The sequence below is a fragment of the Pseudomonas sp. 3-2 genome, assembly GCF_019710535.1.
GTDB lineage: Bacteria > Pseudomonadota > Gammaproteobacteria > Pseudomonadales > Pseudomonadaceae > Aquipseudomonas > Aquipseudomonas pharyngis.
The window spans coordinates 5458673-5480767 of record NZ_CP081200.1; the positions used below are offsets into that span (position 1 = coordinate 5458673).

Here is a 22095-nt window from a genome sequence, read left to right on the forward strand (position 1 = left end):
TGCTTCGGAACCGGAATCGCGTGCCATACTCCAAGGCACTCCGATTCAGACAGATGAAGCCGCACATGCCCAAAGGATTGATTCGCGCGATTGGCGCCCTGTTGACTGCCCTGGCCCTCTACAGCCTGCTGGGGTTCCTGATTTTGCCGGGCATTGCGCTCAGGGTGGTGAATCAGCAACTGGCCAACTACGCCACGGTGCCGGCGCATCTGCAACGTATCGAACTCAACCCGTTCAGCCTTGAACTCACGCTGTGGGGCCTGGTGATCGGCGAGCCGGGCAAGGAACAGGTCGGCTTCGAACGTCTGTATGCCAACTTGCAACTCGACAGCCTGTGGACCAAAGCCCTGCATCTGTCCGACATCGAACTGGAAAAATCCAGGACCGAGATCCTGTTCGCCAAGGACGGTCAGCTCAACCTGCTCGGTCTGTTCAAGCTCCCGGCCAGCGAGCCCACCCCGGCCGATCCCGACGCCAAACCGTTTCCGCTGCGCATCGACCGGATCCAGCTGGTCGGCGGCAACCTGCATTTCGTGGATGCGCGGCCCAGCGAGCCGATCGAATTTCTCTACGACAAGCTCGACTTCGAGCTGAAAAACCTCAGCACCCTGCCCGAAGACAACGCCGACATGACCCTCGTCGCGATCGGCCCGGCCGGTGGGCAGATCGACTGGAAAGGCAACTTCAGCCTGATACCGATCGCCTCCGAAGGCACGCTCAAGATCACCGACGGCCAGATGAAAGCCTTCTGGCCCTACGTGCGTGATGCCGTGCCACTGGTGCTGGAAAACGGGGTCGTCAGCCTGAGCACCGACTACAAGCTCAACCTGTCCAAGGAAACCGAACTGCTGCTGAGCAACGTGGCGATCAATATCGCGCCGTTCGCCATCAAGGCGCCGGACGGACGCCCGCTGGCGAAACTCGAGCGTCTCGACGTCAGCGACACCACGGTGGACCTGGCCAAGCAGCAAGTGGTGGTCGGCAAGATCCGCAGCCAGAAACTGGAAACCTGGGCTGCGCTTGAAGCGGACGGCCAACTGGACTGGCAGAAACTGTTTGCCAGCCAGCCGTCGAAACCCGCCGCAAAAGCGGCTGCCGAACCTGCGAACACACCGGCGGCAGCCGACTCGCCGAAACCCGAACCGACCGCGCCGAGCAAACCGTGGCAAGTGTTGATCAAGGACGTGCAACTGCGTGACTACAAAGTGCATCTGGCCGACCGTTCGGCGAAGCCGGAAGTCACTTTGGATGTCACGCCGCTGAACGTCGATCTGCAGAATTTCGACAGCCTCAACGGCTCGCCCTTCAACCTCAGGCTCGACACCGGGCTGGGCAAGCAAGGCAAGATCAGCGCCGATGGCGTGGTCAACCTGGCGCCGGTCACCGCACAGCTCAACGTGAAAACCCAGGACATCGATCTGCGGGTCGCCCAGTCCTACATCAACCCGTTCATTCGTCTCGAACTGCGCAGCGGCATGCTCGGCAGCGACCTGAAAGTGAACCTGAAAAGCACTGACCCGCTGGCCCTCAGCGTCACCGGTCGTGCTCAGATCGATCAGTTGCACACCCTCGACACCCTGAAAACCCGCGACTTCCTGAAGTGGCAGCAAGTGGTGGTCGAAGGCCTGAACTATCAACATGGCGACAGCCTGTCGATCGACAGGGTCAACCTGTTCCAGCCGTATGCGCGGTTCATGATCAACGATGATCGCACCACCAACATCGACGACCTGCTCATTCCGCAGCCGGCCGATTCCGGGGCGAAGACCGCCGCGGCGAAACCGGCGAGCAATGACAAACCGCTGGGTATTCACATCGGCGGCATCGCGATCAACGACGGCTCGGCCAACTTCGCCGACTTCAGCCTGACCCCCAACTTCGCCACGGCGGTCCAGCAACTCAACGGCCAGATCGGCACCATCGACAGCCGTCAGGCGAAACCGGCCAGCGTCGACATCAAGGGCAAGGTCGACCGCTATGCGCCGGTGATCATCAAAGGCGCGGTCAACCCGTTCGACCCGATGGCCAGCCTCGACATCGCCACCAGTTTCAAACGGGTCGAACTGACCACCCTGACGCCCTACTCCGGCAAGTTCGCCGGCTACCGGATCCGCAAGGGCCGACTTAACCTCGACCTGCATTACCTGATCACCAAAGGCCAGCTCAAGGCCGAGAACAAAGTGGTGGTCGAGCAGCTGCAACTGGGTGAGAAAGTCGACAGCCCGGATGCCGTGAGCCTGCCGCTGAAACTGGCGATCGCCCTGCTCAAGGACGTCGACGGCAAGATTTCCATCGAACTGCCGGTCACTGGTGACCTGAACAATCCGCAATTCAGCGTGATGCCGATTGTCTGGCAGACCCTGCGCAATCTGATCGTCAAGGCTGCCGCCGCACCGTTCAAGCTGATCGGCGGCCTGGTCAGCGGTGGCGGGTCGGAAGACCTCGGCACCGTGTCCTTTGCACCGGGTTCCAGCGACCTGAGCAAAGACGCCGAAGCGGCGCTGGTGAAGCTGTCGCAAGCGCTGAAGGAACGTCCGGCCCTGCGCCTGGAAATCGAAGGCACCGCGGCAAAAAGCAGTGATGGCCCGTTGCTCGCGGAACAGCGCCTGGAACGTGAATACCAGTACAACTACTACAAGATGCTCCAGCGCCGTGGCGACAAGGTGCCGGCGCAGGCTTCGCTGATCCAGGTCCCGGATAACGAAAAAGGCCCACTGCTCGAGGGCATCTATCGCACCCGCCTGAAAACCCAGCCACCGGCCGAGTGGAAGGACCTGGGCAAGGAAGAACGCACCGCGAAAATGCGCGCCGACGTGATCAAGTTCTGGAGCTCCAGCGACGTGCTGCTGCGCCAGCTCGGTCAGGACCGTGCCAGCAGCATCAAGGATTACCTGGTAGACAAGGGCCAACTGGCGGACGATCGTGTGTACTTCATCGACGCCAACCTCGGCGAAGCGGAAAGCGACGGCCGGGTAGTGACACAAATGCATCTGGATGCCGAGTGATGAACCCAAAGTGGCTGGCTGCACTGGGGCTGGTATTTCTCGCCAGCCAGGCTGCGGCGTCCGATACCCTGCGCTGCGGCAGCCAGTTGGTGAGCCTTGGCGACCGCGCCAGCGAGGTGCTGCAAAAATGTGGCGAGCCGGTCGGTCGCGATCTGCTCGGTTACAAACGCAGCGCCAACCGTCGTGAAGAGTTTCAGGTCGAGGAATGGACTTACGGCCCCAACAACGGCATGTATCAATACCTGCGTTTTGAAGGCAATCGCCTGAAACAGATCAACAGCAAGCGCGGCAACTGACCTTCCGCGCCTTTTTCCGGCCCCTGAAATAGAACAGGCCCCGACATGAATGCCGGGGCCTGTAATGGCCACATTCCGTGTGGCCGGTCGCATGAACTCTAAAGTGCGGCAGACGTATTGCTCGGCCCGCCTGTCGCGTCTTCTCCCGGTCCAGGCGAGAAGTCTTGCCTTACTGGGCTTTCAGGCCGTCAGCGGAGACCGCTTGCACGCCTTTGATTTTCTTGGTGATGTTCACAGCGGTGGTTTTCTGAGCTTCGGTGATCGCGACGTCAGAAGACAGGGAAACCACGCCTTTGTTGGTTTCAACTTTGATGTCGGTGCCAGGAATGCCTTTTTCGGTTACCAGGTCGCTTTTGACTTTGGTGGTGATCCAGGTATCGGAAGTAGCTTCTTTAGCCTTGGTGACTTCACCGGCAGCCAGGGTCATTGGAGCCTGAGTGGTCTGGGTCGATTGAGCAAATGCACCCGAAGCCATGGTCAGGGTCAGCGCGGTAGCAGCAGCGGCAGTGATAGCGAACTTCTTCATACGAGTAACTCCTGTTTTTCTGGAAAGTCTGCTGGTTGTCTTGTCAGCAGGGTTACTGGAGATATTGCGAACGCTGTGCCAACTTTCAAAATTAGATTAAAACCTTATAAATCAATAACTTATAAATGTTGCATTTTTTCGGAATCATGCAAATTGCATGAGTCGTGAAATATCTACATGCAAGTTGCGGCTTTTCGGAAAGTTCCTAACAGCCTGAAATTATTGAAGCTTTTGTGAAGTGTCGCGCAATGAAAAATGCCCCGCAAAGCGGGGCATCGTTCCAGTTCAAAATACTGATCAGGTACCGCTCGCAACGCAGCCTTTAGGTGAATAGTCCGGCGCGACTGTCGTTGCACATGACCAGCCGTTGGCAGCCGTACGCGTGAGCGTAATGGTTTTGCCCACCACGGGTGCCGGCGCATTGGCCAGCGTACACACGATGGAGCCTGCTCCATCTGCAGCCGTCCCCGAAGCGCTCAACGCACAGTTGGAGGTGGAAGTAGCCGCATCGCCTTTGACGGCGGCCAGCGTGGGGTTCGTTCCTTGATTGATGATGTCTTCGAACGGCACTTTCATCGCCGAGATCTCGGCCAACCCCGCCGTCACCTTCGACCGCGCCTGATATTTGGAGTACTGCGGCAGCGCCACAGTCGCGAGAATACCGATGATCGCCACGACGATCAGCAGCTCGATCAGAGTGAAACCCTGTTGTTTATTCATAGACACGCTCCATGCATGAGTCGAAATCTCATGATCTGTTCAAGACTCAGCACAGCCCGTGCCAAACGCTGGCAACCCATACCCGCTGGGCGCCATCCGGCTGACATGCCGATTCCTACAACCCGTAACCGCACTATCTGACACTTTTTGTCACCCGCACTCCACGTGTATGGCGCTGTCACTTGACTAGGCTATAAGTCATGAACGGCAAGCACGTGGAAATCCCATGAATGACATCGCTCTGAGCGGTCTGGCCAAGCAACTGGTCCAGGCCGAATTGCTCACGGAAAAGAGTGCCCAGCAGGCCTGGCAACAGGCGCAGCGCAATCGCCTGTCGCTGGTCAGTTACCTGGTGCAGAACAAACTGGTGAAGAGCTGGCAGGTTGCGGAAATTGCCTCGGAGCATTTCGGCATGGCATTTCTCGACCTCAACTGCCTCGACAAGGAAACCCAGCCCAAAGGCCTGGTCAGTGAAAAACTGGTGCGCCAGCACCATGCCCTGCCCCTCTGGCGGCGTGGCAACAAACTGTTCGTGGGGATTTCCGACCCGAGCAATCATCAGGCGATCAATGACATTCAGTTCAGCACCGGGCTGAGCACCGAAGCCATTCTGGTCGAGGACGACAAGCTCACCGACGCCATCGAAAAATTCTTCGACACCCACGCCACCGGACTGGAGGAAATGGCCGATGTCGACCTTGACGGGCTGGACATCGAATCGGTCGACGACAGCAGGCAGGACACCCTCGGCGGAATCGACGCCGAAGATGCCCCGGTAGTGCGCTTCGTGCACAAGATGCTGCTGGACGCGATCAAGAGCGGCTCATCCGACCTGCACTTCGAGCCTTACGAAAAGAACTACCGGGTGCGGGTGCGCACCGACGGCATTCTGCGGGAAGTGGCCAAGCCGCCGATTCAACTGGCCGGGCGCATCGCTGCACGCTTGAAGGTCATGGCCAGCCTCGACATTTCGGAGCGACGCAAACCCCAGGACGGGCGGATCAAGATGCGTCTGTCGAAAAGCAAGTCGATCGATTTCCGGGTCAACACCCTGCCCACCCTCTGGGGGGAGAAAGTGGTGATTCGGATCCTCGACCCGTCCAGCGCCCAGATCGGCATCGATGCCCTCGGCTACGAGCCGGAGCAGAAAGACCTGTACATGGCCGCGCTCAAACAGCCGCAAGGCATGATTCTGGTGACCGGCCCCACCGGCTCGGGCAAGACCGTGTCGCTGTACACCGGGCTGAACATCCTCAATACCGTCGACATCAATATCTCCACGGCCGAAGACCCGGTGGAGATCAACATGGAAGGCATCAACCAGGTCAACGTCAATCCCCGTCAGGGACTGGACTTTGCCCAGGCCCTGCGCTCGTTCCTGCGTCAGGACCCGGACGTGATCATGGTCGGCGAAATCCGTGACCTCGAAACCGCCGAAATCGCGATCAAGGCCGCCCAGACCGGTCACCTCGTGCTGTCCACCCTGCACACCAACAGCGCAGCAGAGACCCTCACCCGCCTGCACAACATGGGCATCCCCGGCTTCAACATCGCGACCTCGGTGAGCCTGATCATTGCCCAGCGTCTGGCGCGAAAACTCTGCAGCCACTGCAAGAAACCCATCGAGATCCCACGCGAGACCCTGATCAAGGAAGGCTTCCCCGAGGAACGCATCGGCCATTTCACGATCTATGAGCCCGCCGGTTGCGATCACTGCAACGGCGGGTACAAGGGTCGCGTGGGGATTTATGAAGTGGTAAAGAACACCCCCGATCTGCAACGGCTGATCATGGCCGAGGGCAACTCACTGGAAATCGATACCCAGATGCGCCGGGACGGCTTCAATGACCTGCGTACCTCGGGCCTGATCAAGGCCATGCAAGGCATTACCAGCCTTGAAGAAATCAACCGGGTCACCAAGGACTGAACATGGCGGTCAAGGCAGCAAAAGTCAGCGTCTACGCCTGGGAAGGCACGGACCGTAAAGGCAGCAAGGTAACCGGCGAGTTGAGCGGCCAAAACCCCGCACTGGTCAAGGCCCAGTTGCGCAAGCAAGGCATCAACCCCGGCAAGGTGCGCAAGAAATCCGCCTCGTTGCTGAGCTTCAGCAAGCGCATCAAGGCCCAGGACATTGCCCTGTTCACCCGGCAGATGGCGACCATGATGAAGGCCGGCGTGCCGCTGTTGCAGTCGTTCGACATCATTGGCGAAGGCTTCGAAAACCCGGCCATGCGCAAGCTGGTCGACGAGGTGAAACAGGAGGTGGCCGCCGGCAACAGTTTCGCCGCCGCGCTGCGCAAGAAGCCGCAATATTTCGACGAGTTGTACTGCAACCTGGTGGATGCCGGCGAGCAGTCCGGCGCCCTCGACACCCTGCTGGAACGGGTCGCGACCTACAAGGAAAAGAGCGAAAGCCTCAAGGCCAAGATCAAGAAGGCCATGACCTATCCGTCCGCCGTGGTACTGGTGGCGGCGGTGGTCACCGGGATTCTGCTGGTCAAGGTGGTGCCGCAGTTTCAGTCGGTGTTCTCCGGCTTCGGTGCCGAACTGCCGGCCTTCACGCTGATGGTGATCAGCCTGTCCGAATTCATGCAGCAATGGTGGTGGGCGATTCTCGGTGCGCTGGTGGCCGCGTTTTTCGGCACCCGCCATGCCCTGAAAAAATCCCAGGCCCTGCGCGATCGACGCGACGCCTGGTTTCTCAAGCTGCCGCTGGTGGGCACATTGATGTACAAGTCCGCCGTGGCGCGGTTTGCCCGGACCCTGTCGACTACCTTCGCCGCCGGTGTGCCGCTGGTGGAAGCGCTGGACTCGGTGGCCGGTGCCACCGGCAACGTGGTGTTCAAGCGTGCCGTGCTGCGCATCCGCCAGGACGTCTCTACCGGCATGCAGCTGAATTTCTCGATGCGTTCCACCGGCATCTTTCCGAACATGGCGGTGCAGATGACCGCCATCGGCGAAGAGTCCGGCGCACTGGACGAGATGCTCGACAAGGTCGCAGGTTTCTATGAGGACGAAGTGGACAACATGGTCGACAACCTCACCAGCCTGATGGAGCCGTTCATCATGGTGGTGCTGGGGGTGATCGTCGGCGGTCTGGTGGTGGCGATGTACCTGCCGATCTTCCAACTCGGCTCAGCGATCTGACATGCCTATCGACGAACTCCTCAGCCTGTATCCGCTGGCCTTTGTCGTCGCCGCCCTGCTGCTGGGGCTGGTGGTGGGCAGTTTCCTCAACGTGTTGATCTGGCGCCTGCCGAAAATGCTCGAGCGCGAATGGCGCCAGCAGGCTCACGATGTACTGGGCCTGCCCGGTGAATCGCCATTGCCCACCTACAACCTGATGCTGCCGCACTCGCAATGCCCGCACTGTGGCCACCGGATCCGTGCGTGGGAAAACATTCCCCTGTTGAGTTACGTGTGCCTGCGCGGGCGCTGTTCAAGTTGCAGCGCACCGATCAGCAAGCGTTACCCGCTGACCGAACTGGCCTGCGGCCTGCTCTCGGCGTTCATCGCCTGGCACCTGGGTTTCGGCTGGCCGGCGTGCCTGTTGATCGTGCTGACCTGGGGCCTGCTGGCCATGAGCCTGATCGACACCGAACATCAATTGCTGCCCGACGTGCTGGTGCTGCCGCTGCTGTGGCTGGGGCTGATCGTCAACAGCTTCGAGCTGTTCGTGCCGCTGCACGACGCCCTGTGGGGCGCGGTGCTGGGCTATATGGCCCTGTGGTCGGTGTTCTGGCTGTTCAAACTGCTCACCGGCAAGGACGGCATCGGTCACGGCGATTTCAAGCTGCTGGCGCTGCTCGGGGCCTGGGGCGGCTGGCAGATTCTGCCGCTGACCATCCTCTTGTCCTCGCTGGTGGGCGCCGTGCTCGGAGTGATTTTGCTCAAGCTGCGCGACCAGAAAACCTCGACGCCGATCCCCTTCGGCCCGTATCTGGCAATTGCCGGCTGGATTGCCTTGCTCTGGGGTGGTCAAATAACCGGCTTCTATTGGCAGTTTGTCGGTTTGAAATGAATACCCCTGTGGAAAAACCCTGGATTCTCGGCCTGACCGGCGGCATCGGCAGCGGCAAAAGCGCCGCCGCCCAGCACTTCATTGATCTTGGTATCCACGTGGTGGACGCCGATCACGCGGCGCGCTGGGTGGTCGAACCGGGCCGCCCGGCGCTGGCGAAGATCGCTGAACACTTCGGCCCCGATGTGTTGCAGGCCGACGGCACGCTGGATCGTGCAGCCCTGCGCAAACTGATTTTTGAGGTGCCGGAGCAACGGCGCTGGCTTGAGGCCTTGCTGCATCCGTTGATCGCCGAAGAAATCGCCCATCACCTGGCGCTGGCAAAATCGCCTTATGCGATTCTGGTTTCGCCGCTGCTGATCGAATCCGGGCAATACGCGATGACCCAACGCATCCTGGTAATCGACGCCCCGCAACAACTGCAGATCGAACGCACCTTGCAGCGTGACCAGACCAGCGAAGAGCAGGTCCAGGCGATCCTCAAGGCCCAGTCCAGCCGCGAAGACCGCGTCAGCCGTGCCGACGACGTGGTGGTCAACGACCGCGACCTCGCCTGGCTGCACAGCGAGGTCGAGCGCCTGCATCACTTTTACCTGACTTTATCCGGAGGCCAATCATGAGCCAGACCCCAACCGTCAACTGCCCGACTTGCGGCGCGCCCGTGGAATTCACCCCGGAAAACAAATTCCGTCCGTTCTGCTCGGACCGCTGCAAACTGATAGACCTCGGCGCCTGGGCGTCGGAAGAACACAAGATTCCGGTCGCCCCGGATGCCGAGGACGAACTGTTTTCCGGCGATTTCGATCCGCGTCACTGATCCCGTTCAGGGCCGCATGAAGCCGTAGTCCTGATCGTCGTCGAGGTTTTCCGCCAGAAAACGCAACTCGTCGGCCAGGTCTTCGGCGTTGCGCACCGCCTTGCTCTGCTGCACCACAGCGCTGAGCAAGGCGCGCAGGCTCAGGCCCGGATCGAACCCTACCTCCTGCGCCATCTCCAGACTCTGCCGGGTTTCCTGCCTCGCCCACTCGTACACGCTCATGCCGCTGCTCCTGAAGGAATTTGGCCGAGCATGAAATGCCGCGCGCAGAGTGGATTTGATGTGGATCAAGACTTGGGATCGTCGTCCTTCCAGGGCGCCGAAAGGTAGCGGGTGCGGTTGAAGGTCTCCAGCCACTCCGGGCAGAACACCACCAGCGCGCTGACCACCATGCCGTTGATGAAGGCTTCGGGAAAAATCAGCAGCCACAGGTAACCGATGAAATCCTCCAGCCATTCCGGCATGGCAAAGAGGCCGTCGTACCAGAGCAAGGTCAGGCTCAGCGTCAGACACGACAACGCCGACAGCGCCGCGGCGAAAAAACCGGAACAGAAGATGTACACGAACGGATTGCGCGGCTGGGCGCGCTCGACCAGAATCGCCACGCATTCGGTGATCAGCACCGGCAACAGGATCAGCAAGGTGCCATTGACCCCGACGGCCACCAGATCCTGTCGCCCCAGCAGCACCAGCCCCAGTTGGGCCACCAGTGCGCCGACGATCGCCAGTGGCCAGTCCAGCAGCAGTGTCACCGCCGTCATGCCGATGAAGTGGTAAGACACGCCGGTGTCGAAATCCCTGCGCACCAGCCACAGCAGAAACAACGCGAACACCGTACCGAACAGCAAATGCTGACGGCGGTTGTCGCTGAACAGCTCGACCCACGGTGCGCGGACAATCGCCCAGAGCAGCGCCGGCAGGTAAATCAGCCAGCCGAGGGTCAGACTGCTCGATGACAGCAGTTCTGCACCGATCATGATCCCATCACCTTCATTCGCACCGCAGACTCCTTTGATTGGCGCTCCTGCGGCGAAGTCTACACCTGCACGGCGGCACATCTGCCGATGCAAAGCTTTCTGCTTGTCGCAATTGAACGCTAAGCTTGGGCCTATGGATGACTCAGATTACTTACGCCTGCTGACCATTGCGGCCGAGCAAGCCAACGCTTTCCTGTCCAATGCCCGCAAATGGGAGCGTGAGCGTTGGGTCTGCCAGCGCCTCCTGCAAGGCCTGAATATTCCTTATCGCGCCGACGAATTCGCTCCCGCCGGGGAACCACCGGACGTGCTGTTTCGCGACGCCAATTTCGAGGTGTTTTTCGTCCTCGACGAGGGCCGTCGGCTCAACGACGAATGGCGCGATGAGCTGCAACGTCGGCGCAGCGCGTTTTCCCTCAGCCAACTGGTGCGACGTGAAGCCAAGCCACGGCGAATTCCGGCCAATGAATTTCTGCTGAGACTGGCGCCGACCTTGCGCAAGAAAGCGCACAACTACAAGGAACGCGGCATGGACCTGGGCGAGCTGGACATCATTGCCTTCGCCAGCCTCAAACGCGAAGTGCTCGACCTCAACAGCCACTTTCCGCCGCCCACCGAATACCTGCGTCAGGGCTGGCGTTCGCTGTCGCTGGTCGGACCTACGTTCGCCCGGGTGCTGTTCGCCCATCCCGATGCCCCGGATTTTCTGCGCGGCAACCTGGGGCGCAGCATCGTGTTCGATGTAGGGATCAGCCTGTGACGCCGCTTCAACAATTGATCGCCGAGGTCCCGCAGAGCGGCCGCGTACGCTGGATTGGCGTGCGTCCTGAATCTCGTGGACCGATGATCGAGCTCGACGCCGTAGAGGCACGCCTTGAAGCGGGACTGACCGGGGATCATGCCCGCCCCGGAGTACGTAACGCCCGACAGGTCACGCTGATTCAGTTCGAACACCTGGCCGTGATCAGTGCATTGATGGGCCGTCCCCACGAGCAACCGGTCGCGCCTGAAGATCTGCGGCGCAATCTCGTCATAAGCGGGATCAACCTGTTCAGCCTCAAGGGGCGGCGCTTTCGCATTGGTCAGGCGATTTTCGAAACCACGGGCTGGTGCCAGCCGTGTGCGCGCCTGCAGAACAACCTTGGCCCGGGCACGTTCCAGGCTGTGCGCGGGCATGGCGGAATCACTGCGCGAGTGTTACAAAGCGGGATCATTCGCCTCGACGATGGCGTGTCGGTCGAACCGGTCCCGGACAGTGGCTATGCTCCTTTCAATCCCGGTTGAAAACCGCTGTAGCGTGTTCTCATTCAGTAACGTCTACCTGACGAGGCCTTTATGACCAGCCGCCTGAACCCCGAAGACCAGAAGCATGTCGAAGAGTACCTGCAGTTGTCCCAACACCGTGTCGAGCGCCGGCCATTCCGGCCGTGGATGCTCCTGGTGCTGGTGCTGGCAGTGACCATTGGTCTGGGCCTGTTGAGCCGATTTATCAGTTACCTGACGCTATGAGCTGCATCGCGCTCGCTCGGGTAACCACACCGTTTTCCTTTAAAAACCTTGCGAGCTATCCCTATGTCCCATCGTATTGTCATTGTCGGCGGCGGCGCCGGCGGTCTGGAGTTGGCTACCCGTCTGGGTAAGACTCTGGGCAAACGCGGCACCGCCAGCATCATGCTGGTCGACGCGAACCTCACGCACATCTGGAAACCGCTGCTGCACGAAGTGGCCGCCGGATCGCTGAACTCCTCCGAAGACGAACTCAACTATGTCGCCCAGGCCAAATGGAACCACTTCGAGTTCCAGCTGGGGCGCATGAGCGGGCTCGATCGTGAGCAGAAGAAGATCCAGCTGGCCGCCACCTACGACGAAAACGGCGTTGAACTGGTCCCGGCGCGGGAAGTGCCCTATGACTCGCTGGTGATCGCGGTCGGCAGCACCACCAACGATTTCGGCACCCAGGGCGCCGCGCAGCACTGCCTGTTCCTCGACACCCGCAAGCAGGCCGAGCGTTTCCACCAGCAACTGCTCAATCACTACCTGCGCGCCCACGCCGGGCAGACCGATGTGGTTCAGCAGATCAGCGTGGCCATCGTCGGTGCGGGCGCCACGGGCGTCGAACTGGCGGCCGAGCTGCACAACGCGGCCCATGAACTGGCGGCTTACGGTCTGGACCGGATCAAACCGGAAAACATGCACATCACCCTGATCGAAGCCGGGCCACGGGTGCTGCCAGCCCTGCCTGAGCGGATCAGCGGGCCGGTGCACAAGACCCTGGAGAAACTCGGGGTCAACGTGATGACCAACGCCTCGGTCAGCCAGGTCACCGCTGACAGCCTGATCACCGCCGATGGCAACGAGATCAAGGCCAGTCTGAAAGTCTGGGCCGCCGGGATCCGCGCACCGGGTTTCCTCAAGGACATCGATGGCCTGGAAACCAACCGCATCAATCAGCTGCAAGTGCTGCCGACGCTGCAAACCACCCGCGACGAGAACATTTTCGCCTTCGGTGACTGCGCCGCCTGCCCGCAACCGGGCTCGGATCGCAACGTTCCACCACGGGCCCAGGCTGCGCACCAGCAGGCGTCGCTGCTGGCCAAATCGCTGAAGCTGCGCATCGAAGGCAAAACCCTGCCGGAGTACAAGTACACCGACTACGGCTCGCTGATTTCGCTGTCGCGTTTCTCGGCGGTGGGTAACCTGATGGGCAACCTGACCGGCAGCGTGATGCTCGAGGGCTGGCTGGCGCGGATGTTCTACGTGTCGCTATACCGCATGCACCAGATGGCGCTTTATGGGCCGTTCCGCACGGCGATGCTGATGCTCGGCAGCAAGATCGGACGCGGCACCGAACCACGCCTGAAGCTGCACTGATGTAAAAACACCGTGGGGGCGGGCTCGCCCTCACGGTGTTTTGTTTTCTACTGTATCTGCCCTCGCTTTCCCCACCTTCGCTTACAAACGCCCCGCTCCTCGACACAGACGCGATACACCGCCACCGCTTAATGGCCACACCCGAGCACACCTGCTCCGGCTTGATCGCCCTTAACGTGTGGTTGCGCTGTGCAACCGAAGGAGAATGCAATGTCCCGTACTTCGAAAATCGGCAAAAACTCCCTTGGCCTGGTCGGTGCCGTACTGGCCGGCGGCATGATGCTGTCCGGCTCGGTGTTTGCCGCGCAACCGCTGGCCCAGGGCTACATGGTCGCTTCGGCCGAGACCTCGGTGAAAACCCCGGAAGGCAAATGCGGTGAAGGCAAATGCGGCGATGCGTCGATGGCCAAGACCGACACCGATGGCGACGGCAAGGTCTCCCGCGCCGAGTTTCTGAAAGTTGCACCGAAGTCCGACTTCGACAAGATCGACACCAACCACGACGGCTTCATCGACGAGCAAGAGGCGTACAACAACGTCAAAGCCAATTTCGAAGCCAACGGCAAGAAAATGCCGAAAGGTCTGTTCGAACACCTGAAAGACCAGGACGGTGCCTGATTTTTTCAGCCCGGCCGACAAAACAAAGCCGCGCTTTCTCTGACGAGACGCGCGGCTTTTTCACGCCTGCATGATTACAGCTGGAAGCGCCGCACCATGCCCTGCAGGGCATTGGCCAGTTGCGACAGTTCATGACTCGACGCATTGGTTTGATCGGCACCCGCCGCCGAGCGCACCGACAGGTCGCGAATGTTCACCAGGTTGCGATCCACTTCCCGCGCCACTTGCGCCTGCTCTTCGGCGGCGCTGGCGATCACCAGATTGCGCTCGTGGATTTCGTGTACCGACGCCGTGATCGTCTGCAACGCTTCACCGGCTCGCTCGGCCAGCAGCAGCGTGGTGGCGGCGCGCGAGGCACTGGCCTGCATCGACGCCAGCGCCAGGCTCGAACCGTTGCGCATGCCCTGCACCATTTGCTCGATTTCCTGGGTCGATTGCTGAGTGCGATAAGCCAGCGCGCGAACCTCATCGGCAACCACCGCAAACCCGCGCCCGCTCTCCCCGGCTCGCGCTGCTTCGATGGCGGCGTTGAGCGCCAGCAGGTTGGTCTGCTCGGCGATCGCTCGAATCACGTCCAGCACTTTGCCGATGTCCTGCGACTGGTTGGCCAGCGATTGCACCAGTTCGCCGGTGTGCTCGACTTCGCTGGCCAGGGCGTTGATGGCGTCGGCAGTTTCGCTGACCCGTTCCTGGCCCAACTGCGCCGATTCGCTGGACTGGCGGGTGGCGTCGGACGTCGACACCGCATTGCGGGCGACTTCCTCAACCGCCGTAGTCATCTCGTTGACGGCGGTGGCGGCCTGTTCGATTTCGTTGTTCTGTTGTTGCAGTCCTTGCGTGCTGTCATGGGTGACCGCGCTCAGTTCGTCGGAAGCGGTCGCCAGTTGCGTGGCCGAGCCGCTGATGCCCTGCAGGGTTTCGCGCAGGTTCTGCTGCATGGTTGCCAACGCCTTGAGCAGCCGGCTGACTTCATCGTTGCCGTGAGTTTCGATCGGGCGGGTCAGATCGCCTCTGGCGACGTGCTCAGCAGCGTCGACAGCGACGCTCAGGGGGCGGACGATGCTACGGGTGAGCAACATGGCCAGAGCCACGGTGGCCAGCGCCGCCAGCGCGATAAACAGGGTCACGATGGTGCGCGAGGTTTCGTAGTGGGCCGCAGAGTTCTGGCTTTCGGCGGCGACCTGGCGGGCGAACAGATCCGCCAGGTCGTTGAGTTGTTTACCGGAGCCGTCGACCACGGTTTTCATGTCCACCAGCAGCAGTTTGGTCAGCTCGTCGCGCTTGCCCTGCTCGGCGAGGGTGAACGACTGGGCGATCCCGGTGCGGTAGGCGGCAAAGGTTTTCTTGAACTGTTCATACAACTGCTGACCTTCCGGGGTGGTCACCAGTCGATCATAGGCGGCGATTTTCTCGCTCAACTCTTTGTCCCGGGTGTCCATCTGGCTGCGGTACGTGGCGATGTTGGCCGGATCCTGATCCAGCGCCATGCGCAGGGAGATGGTGCGGATGCGCAGCATGATCTCGCGAATTTCGTCGCCGCCACGAATGCTCGGCAGCCACTGGGTCTCCACCGCCACTTCACTGTCGCGGATGCTCGACATCTGCCCCAGCGCGAACACCCCAAGCAACGCCACCAGTAACGCGATCAGGGCAAAGCCCAGAGCGGCGCGGGGAGCAATATTCAACTGACGAAGCAACATGACGAACGCCCTTTTTCTTGTATTGGCAGAATTCAGGGGCGTTTGATGCGGCAGGCCCCTTTCGTTAGCGGGCTATCGGCAAGTTGTATGACGACTTGAATGAAACATTTCCGGAGGGCAAAAAAAATCCCCGTATCTTTCGATACGAGGATTTTTAATATGGTCGGGGTAAGGGGATTCGAACTCCTGACATCCTGCTCCCAAAGCAGGCGCGCTACCGGACTGCGCTATACCCCGGTAAAAAAAAGGCGATCTTTCAAAGATCGCCTTCTTCGATCAGCGCTTTTGGCCTCTGATCTTAAGATTCGATCCCAGTGTTACCTGGTTTCAAAAATGGTGGGTCGTGTGGGATTCGAACCTACGACCAATTGGTTAAAAGCCAACTGCTCTACCAACTGAGCTAACGACCCAAAAATGGTCGGGGTAAGGGGATTCGAACTCCTGACATCCTGCTCCCAAAGCAGGCGCGCTACCGGACTGCGCTATACCCCGGTTTGAAATTGGCTCCGTGACCAGGACTCGAACCTGGGACCCAATGATTAACAGTCATTTGCTCTACCGACTGAGCTATCACGGAACTACACATTTCAATTTACTACGGTGAAACTTGCAGCTTCTCGACATCGTTTTCGCATCGCTGCGTTCGTGTGTCTGAGGCGCGCTATTCTACAACCTAGAACACCTCTGTCAACCCCCTAAATTGCTTTCAAGTTAATGATTTGCAACTTATTTCAGATTTCTGCCCAGTGAGCTGAAACCGTGTTGGTGACTGACTGCGGGGCGCACTTTACAAGCCTTTTCCTTTGAGTTCAACAGCCTGGCGAAAAAAAAGGCCTCGCATTGCGAGGCCTTGATGACGACACCACCGTCGAGCGTCAGTTGAACGTGATCTCGTCGTTCTCCACGACGCCGGTCGCGGTCTCGCCTGGCAGGAAACGCCCCGACAGGATCAACTGTGCCAACGGGTTCTCGATCCAGCGCTGGATCGCCCGCTTCAGCGGCCGTGCGCCATAGACCGGGTCATAGCCGACAGCAATCAGCTTGTCCATCGCTTCCGGGCTCAGTTCCAGCTTCAGCTCGCGCTCGGCCAGACGGCTGCGCAGACGGCCCAGCTGGATCTCGGTAATGCCCGCGATCTGATCCCGCGCCAATGGCTCGAAGATCACTACTTCGTCGACCCGGTTGATGAACTCCGGACGGAAATGGGTGGAAATCGCATCCATCACCGCTGCCCGTTGTGCTTCACGATCACCGACCAGTTCCTGGATCTGCATCGAACCGAGATTGGAGGTCATGACGATCACGGTATTGCGGAAGTCCACCGTGCGGCCATGGCTGTCGGTCAGACGGCCATCCTCCAGCACTTGCAGCAGGATGTTGAACACGTCCGGGTGCGCCTTCTCGACTTCGTCCAGCAGGATCACCGAGTAAGGCTTGCGCCGTACCGCTTCGGTCAGGTAACCGCCCTCTTCATAGCCGACGTAGCCCGGTGGTGCACCGATCAGCCGCGCCACGGAATGTTTCTCCATGAACTCGGACATGTCGATCCGCACCATCGCCTCTTCAGTGTCGAAGAGGAACTCGGCCAGCGCCTTGCACAGCTCGGTTTTACCGACACCGGTCGGGCCGAGGAACATGAACGAGCCGCTCGGACGATTCGGGTCGGACAACCCGGCCCGGGAACGCCGCACCGCATTGGCTACCGCCACCACCGCTTCGTCCTGACCGATCACGCGCTGATGCAACAGGCTTTCCATCTTCATCAGCTTGTCGCGCTCGCCTTCGAGCATTTTCGACACCGGAATGCCGGTCCACTTCGAAACGACTTCGGCGATTTCCTCTTCGGTCACCTTGCTGCGCAGCAACTGGTTTTCGCTTTTGCCGTGCTGGTCGACCATCTGCAGACTGCGCTCCAGATCCGGGATCACCCCGTACTGCAACTCGGCCATGCGGTTCAGGTCGCCTTTACGGCGCGCGGCTTCCAGTTCCTGACGGGACTGTTCGATCTTCTGCTGAATCTGCGCAGAGCCCTGCACCTCGGCTTTTTCCGAGTTCCAGATTTCTTCCAGATCGGAGTACTCACGCTCGTGGCGATCGATTTCTTCCTGGAGTTTCTCCAGACGTTTCTTCGCCGCGTCGTCGCTTTCTTTCTTCAGTGCCTGGGATTCCACCTTCAGTTGAATCAGGCGCCGCTCCAGGCGATCCAGCACTTCCGGCTTGGAGTCGATCTCCATGCGGATACGGCTGGCCGCTTCGTCGATCAGGTCGATCGCCTTGTCCGGCAGCTGTCGGTCAGTGATGTAACGATGGCTGAGCTTGGCTGCCGCGATGATCGCGCCGTCGGTGATCGCCACCTTGTGGTGAACCTCGTAACGCTCCTTGAGGCCACGCAGGATCGCGATGGTGTCTTCTTCGCTCGGCTCGTCCACCAGCACTTTCTGGAAGCGCCGCTCGAGGGCCGCATCCTTCTCTATATATTGGCGGTACTCGTTGAGCGTGGTCGCGCCGACGCAGTGCAGCTCACCACGGGCCAGAGCCGGCTTGAGCATGTTGCCGGCGTCCATCGAGCCTTCGCCCTTGCCGGCGCCGACCATGGTGTGCAGTTCGTCGATGAACAGAATGATCTGCCCTTCCTGCTTCGACAGCTCGTTGAGCAGCGCTTTCAGGCGCTCTTCGAACTCACCGCGATACTTGGCGCCGGCAATCAGCGCACCCATATCGAGGGACAGCAGGCGTTTACCACGCAGGCCATCCGGCACTTCGCCGTTGATGATGCGCTGGGCCAGCCCTTCGGCAATCGCGGTTTTACCCACGCCAGGCTCGCCGATCAGTACCGGGTTGTTCTTGGTGCGGCGTTGCAGGACCTGAATGGTGCGACGGATTTCATCGTCACGGCCAATCACCGGGTCAAGCTTGCCTTCTTCGGCGCGCTTGGTCAGGTCGACGGTGTATTTATCCAGCGCCTGACGGGACTCTTCATGGTTGGCGTCGTTGACTGCCTCACCACCGCGCAGGTTGTTGATTGCATTCTCCAGGGCTTTCTTGCTCACGCCCTGGCCGAGCAGCAACTTGCCGAGCTTGCTGTTCTCGTCCATCGCGGCAAGCAGTACCAGCTCGCTGGAAATGAACTGATCGCCCTTCTGCTGGGCCAGACGGTCGGCCTGATTGAGCAGACGCGCCAGATCCTGCGACATGTTGACGTCGCCGGTCGGGTTCTGGATTTTCGGTAATTGATCGAGCTCTTTGGTCAGCTCTTTACGCAAGCTGTTGACGTCGAAGCCCACCTGCATCAACAGGGGTTTGATCGAACCACCCTGTTGTTCAAGCATGGCTTGCATCAAATGCGCCGGCTCGATGGCTGGATGATCGTGGCCGACGGCCAAAGATTGGGCATCGGACAACGCCAACTGCAATTTGCTGGTTAAACGGTCTATACGCATGGGTCACCTTCCTTTTGAGCAGGCCGGACCTGAAAACCATCCTGAATAAAGAAACCTGCCAGATACCGCTATAGATGCGGTCGATTCTGGAAGATTCAAGCGTGGGACAGTTGATGCAGATCAGACAGTTTAGCGGGTGAGCCAAACGAGGGAAGCGAAGCGACCAGTGCGCGATGCACGGCGATAAGAGAAGAAGCGCGGATCGGTCACGGTACAGAAACCGCCACCATAAACAGCGGTGACACCACGAACCGCCAGACGCAGCCGCGCCAGCTTATAGATGTCAGCCATGAACTTGCCGGCGTTGTGGCTCGGGACAAAGGCTGTCTCGGCTTCGGGCAATTGATTGATGAACACTTCCCGGACTTCCGGGCCGACTTCAAAGGCTTGCGGGCCGATGGCCGGGCCGAGCCAGACCAGAATGTCTTCGGCAGGCACATCCAGGCTGTCGAGGGTAGCCTCCAGCACGCCGGCCGCCAATCCACGCCAACCGGCGTGAGCGGCAGCAACGCGAGTGCCGGCACGGTCGCAGAACAGCGCCGGCAGGCAATCGGCAGTCATCGCCGCACAAGCGATACCGGGCGTTGCCGTCCAGCTGGCATCCGCCGTGGTCACCACGGACGGATCCGCATGCGCCACGGCAATCCCGTGCACTTGCTGCAGCCAGGCAGGCTTTATAGAGAAGTGTTCGGTCAGACGCCGACGGTTTTCGGCAACAGCCTCCGGGCGGTCATCGACATGATCGCCCAGATTGAGGCTGTCGAACGGCGCCTCGCTGACGCCGCCCTCTCGGGTGGTGACACAGGCTTTGACGCTGGCCGGCGCGGGCCAGTCCGGCGTCAGCCAGTTCATCCGACGAATGCCTCGCGATCCTGCTTGAGCAGGGTCAGCAGCCACACCAGATCTTCCGGCAGCGGCGATTCCCAGCTCATGCGCTCACCGGTGGTCGGATGATCCAGCTCGAGGAACCGCGCGTGCAGGGCCTGACGCGGGAAGTGCTTGAGGGATTCGACCATGGTTTGGCTCGCGGCCGGCGGAATGCGGAAACGACCGCCGTACGCCGGGTCGCCGACCAACGGGAAGTTGATGTGCGCCATGTGCACGCGGATCTGGTGAGTACGACCGGTCTCCAGCTTCACCCGTACGTGGGTGTGGGAACGGAAGCGCTCCAGCACGCGGTAGTGGCTGACGGCCGGCTTGCCGCCTTCCATCACCGCCATGCGCTGGCGCTGCTGGCCGTGACGGCCGATCGGGGCGTTGATCTTGCCGCCGGCGGTCACCACGCCGATCACGATGCACTCGTAGATCCGGCTGACGCTGCGGCTTTGCAGCTGCGCGACCAGCTTGGTCTGCGCCTGAATGGTCTTGGCCACCACCATCAGACCGGTGGTGTCCTTGTCCAGACGATGCACGATACCGGCGCGCGGGACATTGATGATGTCCGGCACGTGGTGCAGCAAGGCGTTGAGCAAGGTGCCATCAGCGTGACCGGCAGCCGGGTGCACCACCAGGCCCGCAGGCTTGTTGATCACCAGAATGTCGTCGTCTTCATAGACGATGTCGAGTTCGATGTCCTGAGCGACCCATTCACCCTGGGCCTCCTGCTCGGCAGTGAGTTCAAGGATGGCACCGCCATGAACAATGTCGCGCGGGCGGATGACCACCCCGTCCACAGTCAGGCGACCTTCTTTGATCCAGGCGGAAAGGCGCGAGCGCGAGTGCTCGGCGAAGAGTTGGGCGGCGACTTGATCGAGGCGTTGGCCGCCCAATTCGGACGGCACCTCTGCGCGAAGTTCAATTTTATCGGACATGCTCGGACTGGGCGTCGGCTACAGCCTTTGGTTTCGGCTGCGCGCTTGTGGTTAAATACGGCGTCTTTTGCCCCGGGGCTTTTCAACGGGGCGCTCATCATAACAGGACGGCCCCGCCCAAGACAGCGGCCGTCATAGGGACGCAAGCCGCCATGCAAGTGAAACACCTGCTGCTGATCGCCATCCTCGCATTGACCGCTGCTTGCTCATCGAAGGAAGTCGTAGACGAAAACCTGAGTGAAGCCGAGCTGTACCAGCAGGCTCAACAGGACCTGGACAACAACAGCTACACCAGCGCCACAGCCAAGCTGAAGGCTCTGGAGTCGCGTTATCCGTTCGGTCGCTATGCCGATCAGGCGCAGCTGGAACTGATCTATGCCAACTACAAGAACGCCGAGCCGGAAGCTGCAAAATCCGCTGCCGAGCGTTTCATTCGTCTGCATCCGCAGCACCCGAACGTCGATTACGCCTACTACCTCAAGGGCCTGACCTCGTTCGACCAGGACGTCGGCCTGCTGGCGCGCTTCCTGCCGCTGGACATGACCAAGCGTGACCCGGGTGCCGCCCGCGACTCCTACAATGAGTTCGCCCAGCTGACCAGTCGCTACCCGAACAGCCGCTACGCGCCGGACGCCAAGCAGCGCATGATCTACCTGCGCAACCTGCTGGCTGCCTACGAAATCCACGTGGCCGACTACTACCTGACCCGTCAGGCCTATGTCGCCGCTGCCAACCGTGGTCGTTATGTCGTGGAAAACTTCCAGGAAACCCCATCGGTCGGTGACGGCCTGGCGGTGATGACCGAAGCCTACCAGCGTCTGCATCTGGACGAACTGGCGGCCACCAGTCTGGAAACCCTGAAGCTCAACTACCCGAACCACCCGAGCCTGCAGGACGGTCAGTTCGTGCCTCGCGTTGCCGAAGCCGACAACCGTTCGTTCCTGAGCAAGGCCACCCTGGGTCTGATCGAATCCCGTCCGCCGCTGCCGCCGGGAGAGACCCGCGCCAACCAGGACGTGCAGAAGCAGTTCCAGGACGCGAAAGACGCGATCCCGAACGAGCTCAAGCCGAAAGACGAAAACGGCGACGTGATCGAAGAGCCGGAACCGGAGTCGAGCGACAGCGACCGTTCCATCTTCAGCTACATGACCTTCGGTCTGTTCGACTGATCACTGCGGTGATGCCAAAAAGGGAGATCTTCGGATCTCCCTTTTTATTGCGGCGTGTGATTGGGCTGTGCGCCTGTCGGGTCCTTGGCTAAACTGCCGAATCATTAGCCGAAAAGCCGCCCAT

At 60.3% G+C, this 22095-nt stretch carries 21 protein-coding genes and 4 tRNA genes; 13 read left to right on the forward strand and 12 right to left on the reverse strand.

The annotated features are described in order from the left end of the window. The first annotated feature begins 53 nt into the window (after window positions 1–53). Together K3819_RS24730 and K3819_RS24735 are read left to right on the forward strand one after the other, a co-directional pair. Window positions 54–3005, forward strand: coding sequence for a DUF748 domain-containing protein (locus tag K3819_RS24730; protein WP_221398116.1), 2952 nt, complete (start codon window positions 54–56; stop codon window positions 3003–3005). After that, window positions 3005–3301, forward strand: coding sequence for a DUF2845 domain-containing protein (locus K3819_RS24735; RefSeq protein ID WP_085648751.1), 297 nt, complete (start codon window positions 3005–3007; stop codon window positions 3299–3301). The genes K3819_RS24730 and K3819_RS24735 overlap by 1 nt, the downstream gene beginning before the upstream one ends. 169 nt (window positions 3302–3470) lie before the next feature. Here the strand turns inward: K3819_RS24735 and K3819_RS24740 are convergent, their stop codons facing one another. Then, window positions 3471–3827 carry a BON domain-containing protein gene (locus K3819_RS24740; RefSeq protein WP_210710590.1) on the reverse strand — a complete coding sequence of 119 codons (357 nt, stop codon included), beginning with the start codon at window positions 3825–3827 and terminating at the stop codon, window positions 3471–3473. 297 nt (window positions 3828–4124) lie between these two features. Then, complete coding sequence (locus tag K3819_RS24745; RefSeq protein WP_221398117.1) at window positions 4125–4547, reverse strand: pilin; 423 nt, start codon at window positions 4545–4547, stop codon at window positions 4125–4127. A 226-nt stretch (window positions 4548–4773) separates the two neighbouring features. Here K3819_RS24745 and pilB point away from each other — a divergent pair, with 226 nt between their 5' ends. Genes pilB through yacG form a run of 5 tightly spaced genes read left to right on the forward strand, consistent with a single transcriptional unit; the run spans window position 4774 to window position 9385 of the window. Further along, window positions 4774–6474, forward strand: a complete 1701-nt coding sequence (gene pilB, locus K3819_RS24750; protein ID WP_221398118.1) for a type IV-A pilus assembly ATPase PilB — start codon at window positions 4774–4776, stop codon at window positions 6472–6474. Window positions 6475–6476: 2 nt separating this feature from the next. Further along, window positions 6477–7694: a type II secretion system F family protein gene (locus tag K3819_RS24755; RefSeq protein ID WP_221398119.1), complete on the forward strand. Its 1218-nt coding sequence runs from the start codon at window positions 6477–6479 to the stop codon at window positions 7692–7694. 1 nt (window position 7695) lies between these two features. Then, entirely contained in the window at window positions 7696–8568 is an 873-nt protein-coding gene (locus K3819_RS24760) for an A24 family peptidase (protein ID WP_064599491.1), read from the forward strand. Then, window positions 8565–9188 (forward strand): dephospho-CoA kinase, encoded by a 624-nt coding sequence (gene coaE / locus K3819_RS24765; RefSeq protein WP_169431959.1) that lies wholly within the window; start codon window positions 8565–8567, stop codon window positions 9186–9188. The genes K3819_RS24760 and coaE overlap by 4 nt, the downstream gene beginning before the upstream one ends. Next, window positions 9185–9385, forward strand: coding sequence for a DNA gyrase inhibitor YacG (gene yacG / locus K3819_RS24770; protein WP_039771664.1), 201 nt, complete (start codon window positions 9185–9187; stop codon window positions 9383–9385). The genes coaE and yacG overlap by 4 nt, the downstream gene beginning before the upstream one ends. Window positions 9386–9391: 6 nt before the next feature. Here yacG and K3819_RS24775 read toward each other — a convergent pair whose 3' ends face one another. After that, complete coding sequence (locus tag K3819_RS24775) at window positions 9392–9607, reverse strand: hypothetical protein (protein WP_007959584.1); 216 nt, start codon at window positions 9605–9607, stop codon at window positions 9392–9394. Between the two features lie 65 nt (window positions 9608–9672). Continuing rightward, window positions 9673–10362 carry an energy-coupling factor ABC transporter permease gene (locus K3819_RS24780; RefSeq protein ID WP_085612628.1) on the reverse strand — a complete coding sequence of 230 codons (690 nt, stop codon included), beginning with the start codon at window positions 10360–10362 and terminating at the stop codon, window positions 9673–9675. A gap of 133 nt (window positions 10363–10495) precedes the next feature. On the opposite strand from K3819_RS24780, the gene K3819_RS24785 reads away from it, so the two are divergent. The 5 genes from K3819_RS24785 (at window position 10496) to K3819_RS24805 (ending at window position 13851) form a co-directional block, all read left to right on the forward strand. After that, window positions 10496–11122 carry a DUF1780 domain-containing protein gene (locus K3819_RS24785; RefSeq protein ID WP_007959580.1) on the forward strand — a complete coding sequence of 209 codons (627 nt, stop codon included), beginning with the start codon at window positions 10496–10498 and terminating at the stop codon, window positions 11120–11122. Further along, window positions 11119–11646: an MOSC domain-containing protein gene (locus tag K3819_RS24790; RefSeq protein ID WP_221398120.1), complete on the forward strand. Its 528-nt coding sequence runs from the start codon at window positions 11119–11121 to the stop codon at window positions 11644–11646. The genes K3819_RS24785 and K3819_RS24790 overlap by 4 nt, the downstream gene beginning before the upstream one ends. 51 nt (window positions 11647–11697) lie before the next feature. Then, window positions 11698–11871, forward strand: a complete 174-nt coding sequence (locus K3819_RS24795; RefSeq protein ID WP_007909875.1) for a DUF3094 domain-containing protein — start codon at window positions 11698–11700, stop codon at window positions 11869–11871. Window positions 11872–11934: 63 nt separating this feature from the next. Beyond that, window positions 11935–13233, forward strand: coding sequence for an NAD(P)/FAD-dependent oxidoreductase (locus K3819_RS24800; RefSeq protein ID WP_064599500.1), 1299 nt, complete (start codon window positions 11935–11937; stop codon window positions 13231–13233). A 210-nt stretch (window positions 13234–13443) separates the two neighbouring features. Beyond that, window positions 13444–13851, forward strand: coding sequence for a hypothetical protein (locus K3819_RS24805; RefSeq protein ID WP_064599501.1), 408 nt, complete (start codon window positions 13444–13446; stop codon window positions 13849–13851). Between the two features lie 74 nt (window positions 13852–13925). Here the strand turns inward: K3819_RS24805 and K3819_RS24810 are convergent, their stop codons facing one another. The 8 genes from K3819_RS24810 to rluD form a co-directional block, all read right to left on the reverse strand. Next, the gene (locus K3819_RS24810; protein WP_085612625.1) at window positions 13926–15551 is read right to left on the reverse strand and encodes a methyl-accepting chemotaxis protein; all 1626 of its coding nucleotides are present in this window, start codon (window positions 15549–15551) and stop codon (window positions 13926–13928) included. A gap of 160 nt (window positions 15552–15711) precedes the next feature. Next, window positions 15712–15788: transfer RNA gene (locus tag K3819_RS24815), tRNA-Pro, on the reverse strand. Between the two features lie 97 nt (window positions 15789–15885). After that, window positions 15886–15961 (reverse strand) — tRNA-Lys (locus tag K3819_RS24820). A gap of 5 nt (window positions 15962–15966) precedes the next feature. After that, a tRNA-Pro gene (locus K3819_RS24825) sits at window positions 15967–16043 on the reverse strand. A 9-nt stretch (window positions 16044–16052) separates the two neighbouring features. Further along, a tRNA-Asn gene (locus K3819_RS24830) sits at window positions 16053–16128 on the reverse strand. A gap of 298 nt (window positions 16129–16426) precedes the next feature. Further along, window positions 16427–18991 (reverse strand): ATP-dependent chaperone ClpB, encoded by a 2565-nt coding sequence (gene clpB / locus K3819_RS24835; RefSeq protein ID WP_064382092.1) that lies wholly within the window; start codon window positions 18989–18991, stop codon window positions 16427–16429. A gap of 129 nt (window positions 18992–19120) precedes the next feature. After that, on the reverse strand, window positions 19121–19843 hold the full coding sequence (gene pgeF / locus K3819_RS24840) for a peptidoglycan editing factor PgeF (protein ID WP_085612624.1): 723 nt from the start codon (window positions 19841–19843) through the stop codon (window positions 19121–19123). Next, complete coding sequence (gene rluD, locus K3819_RS24845) at window positions 19840–20802, reverse strand: 23S rRNA pseudouridine(1911/1915/1917) synthase RluD (protein WP_221398121.1); 963 nt, start codon at window positions 20800–20802, stop codon at window positions 19840–19842. Before rluD ends, pgeF begins: the two co-directional genes overlap by 4 nt. 152 nt (window positions 20803–20954) lie before the next feature. Here rluD and K3819_RS24850 point away from each other — a divergent pair, with 152 nt between their 5' ends. Continuing rightward, window positions 20955–21971: an outer membrane protein assembly factor BamD gene (locus tag K3819_RS24850; RefSeq protein WP_007959566.1), complete on the forward strand. Its 1017-nt coding sequence runs from the start codon at window positions 20955–20957 to the stop codon at window positions 21969–21971. Window positions 21972–22095: the final 124 nt, after the last annotated feature.

Excerpts from the sequence above, each read along its gene's own strand:
- K3819_RS24730 (WP_221398116.1), top strand. The coding sequence starts at position 54 with ATGAAGCCGCACATGCCCAAAGGATTGATTCGCGCGATTGGCGCCCTG.
- K3819_RS24735 (WP_085648751.1), top strand. The coding sequence starts at position 3,005 with ATGAACCCAAAGTGGCTGGCTGCACTGGGGCTGGTATTTCTCGCCAGC.
- K3819_RS24740 (WP_210710590.1), bottom strand. The coding sequence starts at position 3,827 with ATGAAGAAGTTCGCTATCACTGCCGCTGCTGCTACCGCGCTGACCCTG.
- K3819_RS24745 (WP_221398117.1), bottom strand. The coding sequence starts at position 4,547 with ATGAATAAACAACAGGGTTTCACTCTGATCGAGCTGCTGATCGTCGTG.
- pilB (WP_221398118.1), top strand. The coding sequence starts at position 4,774 with ATGAATGACATCGCTCTGAGCGGTCTGGCCAAGCAACTGGTCCAGGCC.
- K3819_RS24755 (WP_221398119.1), top strand. The coding sequence starts at position 6,477 with ATGGCGGTCAAGGCAGCAAAAGTCAGCGTCTACGCCTGGGAAGGCACG.
- K3819_RS24760 (WP_064599491.1), top strand. The coding sequence starts at position 7,696 with ATGCCTATCGACGAACTCCTCAGCCTGTATCCGCTGGCCTTTGTCGTC.
- coaE (WP_169431959.1), top strand. The coding sequence starts at position 8,565 with ATGAATACCCCTGTGGAAAAACCCTGGATTCTCGGCCTGACCGGCGGC.
- yacG (WP_039771664.1), top strand. The coding sequence starts at position 9,185 with ATGAGCCAGACCCCAACCGTCAACTGCCCGACTTGCGGCGCGCCCGTG.
- K3819_RS24775 (WP_007959584.1), bottom strand. The coding sequence starts at position 9,607 with ATGAGCGTGTACGAGTGGGCGAGGCAGGAAACCCGGCAGAGTCTGGAG.
- K3819_RS24780 (WP_085612628.1), bottom strand. The coding sequence starts at position 10,362 with ATGATCGGTGCAGAACTGCTGTCATCGAGCAGTCTGACCCTCGGCTGG.
- K3819_RS24785 (WP_007959580.1), top strand. The coding sequence starts at position 10,496 with ATGGATGACTCAGATTACTTACGCCTGCTGACCATTGCGGCCGAGCAA.
- K3819_RS24795 (WP_007909875.1), top strand. The coding sequence starts at position 11,698 with ATGACCAGCCGCCTGAACCCCGAAGACCAGAAGCATGTCGAAGAGTAC.
- K3819_RS24800 (WP_064599500.1), top strand. The coding sequence starts at position 11,935 with ATGTCCCATCGTATTGTCATTGTCGGCGGCGGCGCCGGCGGTCTGGAG.
- K3819_RS24805 (WP_064599501.1), top strand. The coding sequence starts at position 13,444 with ATGTCCCGTACTTCGAAAATCGGCAAAAACTCCCTTGGCCTGGTCGGT.
- K3819_RS24810 (WP_085612625.1), bottom strand. The coding sequence starts at position 15,551 with ATGTTGCTTCGTCAGTTGAATATTGCTCCCCGCGCCGCTCTGGGCTTT.
- clpB (WP_064382092.1), bottom strand. The coding sequence starts at position 18,991 with ATGCGTATAGACCGTTTAACCAGCAAATTGCAGTTGGCGTTGTCCGAT.
- pgeF (WP_085612624.1), bottom strand. The coding sequence starts at position 19,843 with ATGAACTGGCTGACGCCGGACTGGCCCGCGCCGGCCAGCGTCAAAGCC.
- rluD (WP_221398121.1), bottom strand. The coding sequence starts at position 20,802 with ATGTCCGATAAAATTGAACTTCGCGCAGAGGTGCCGTCCGAATTGGGC.
- K3819_RS24850 (WP_007959566.1), top strand. The coding sequence starts at position 20,955 with ATGCAAGTGAAACACCTGCTGCTGATCGCCATCCTCGCATTGACCGCT.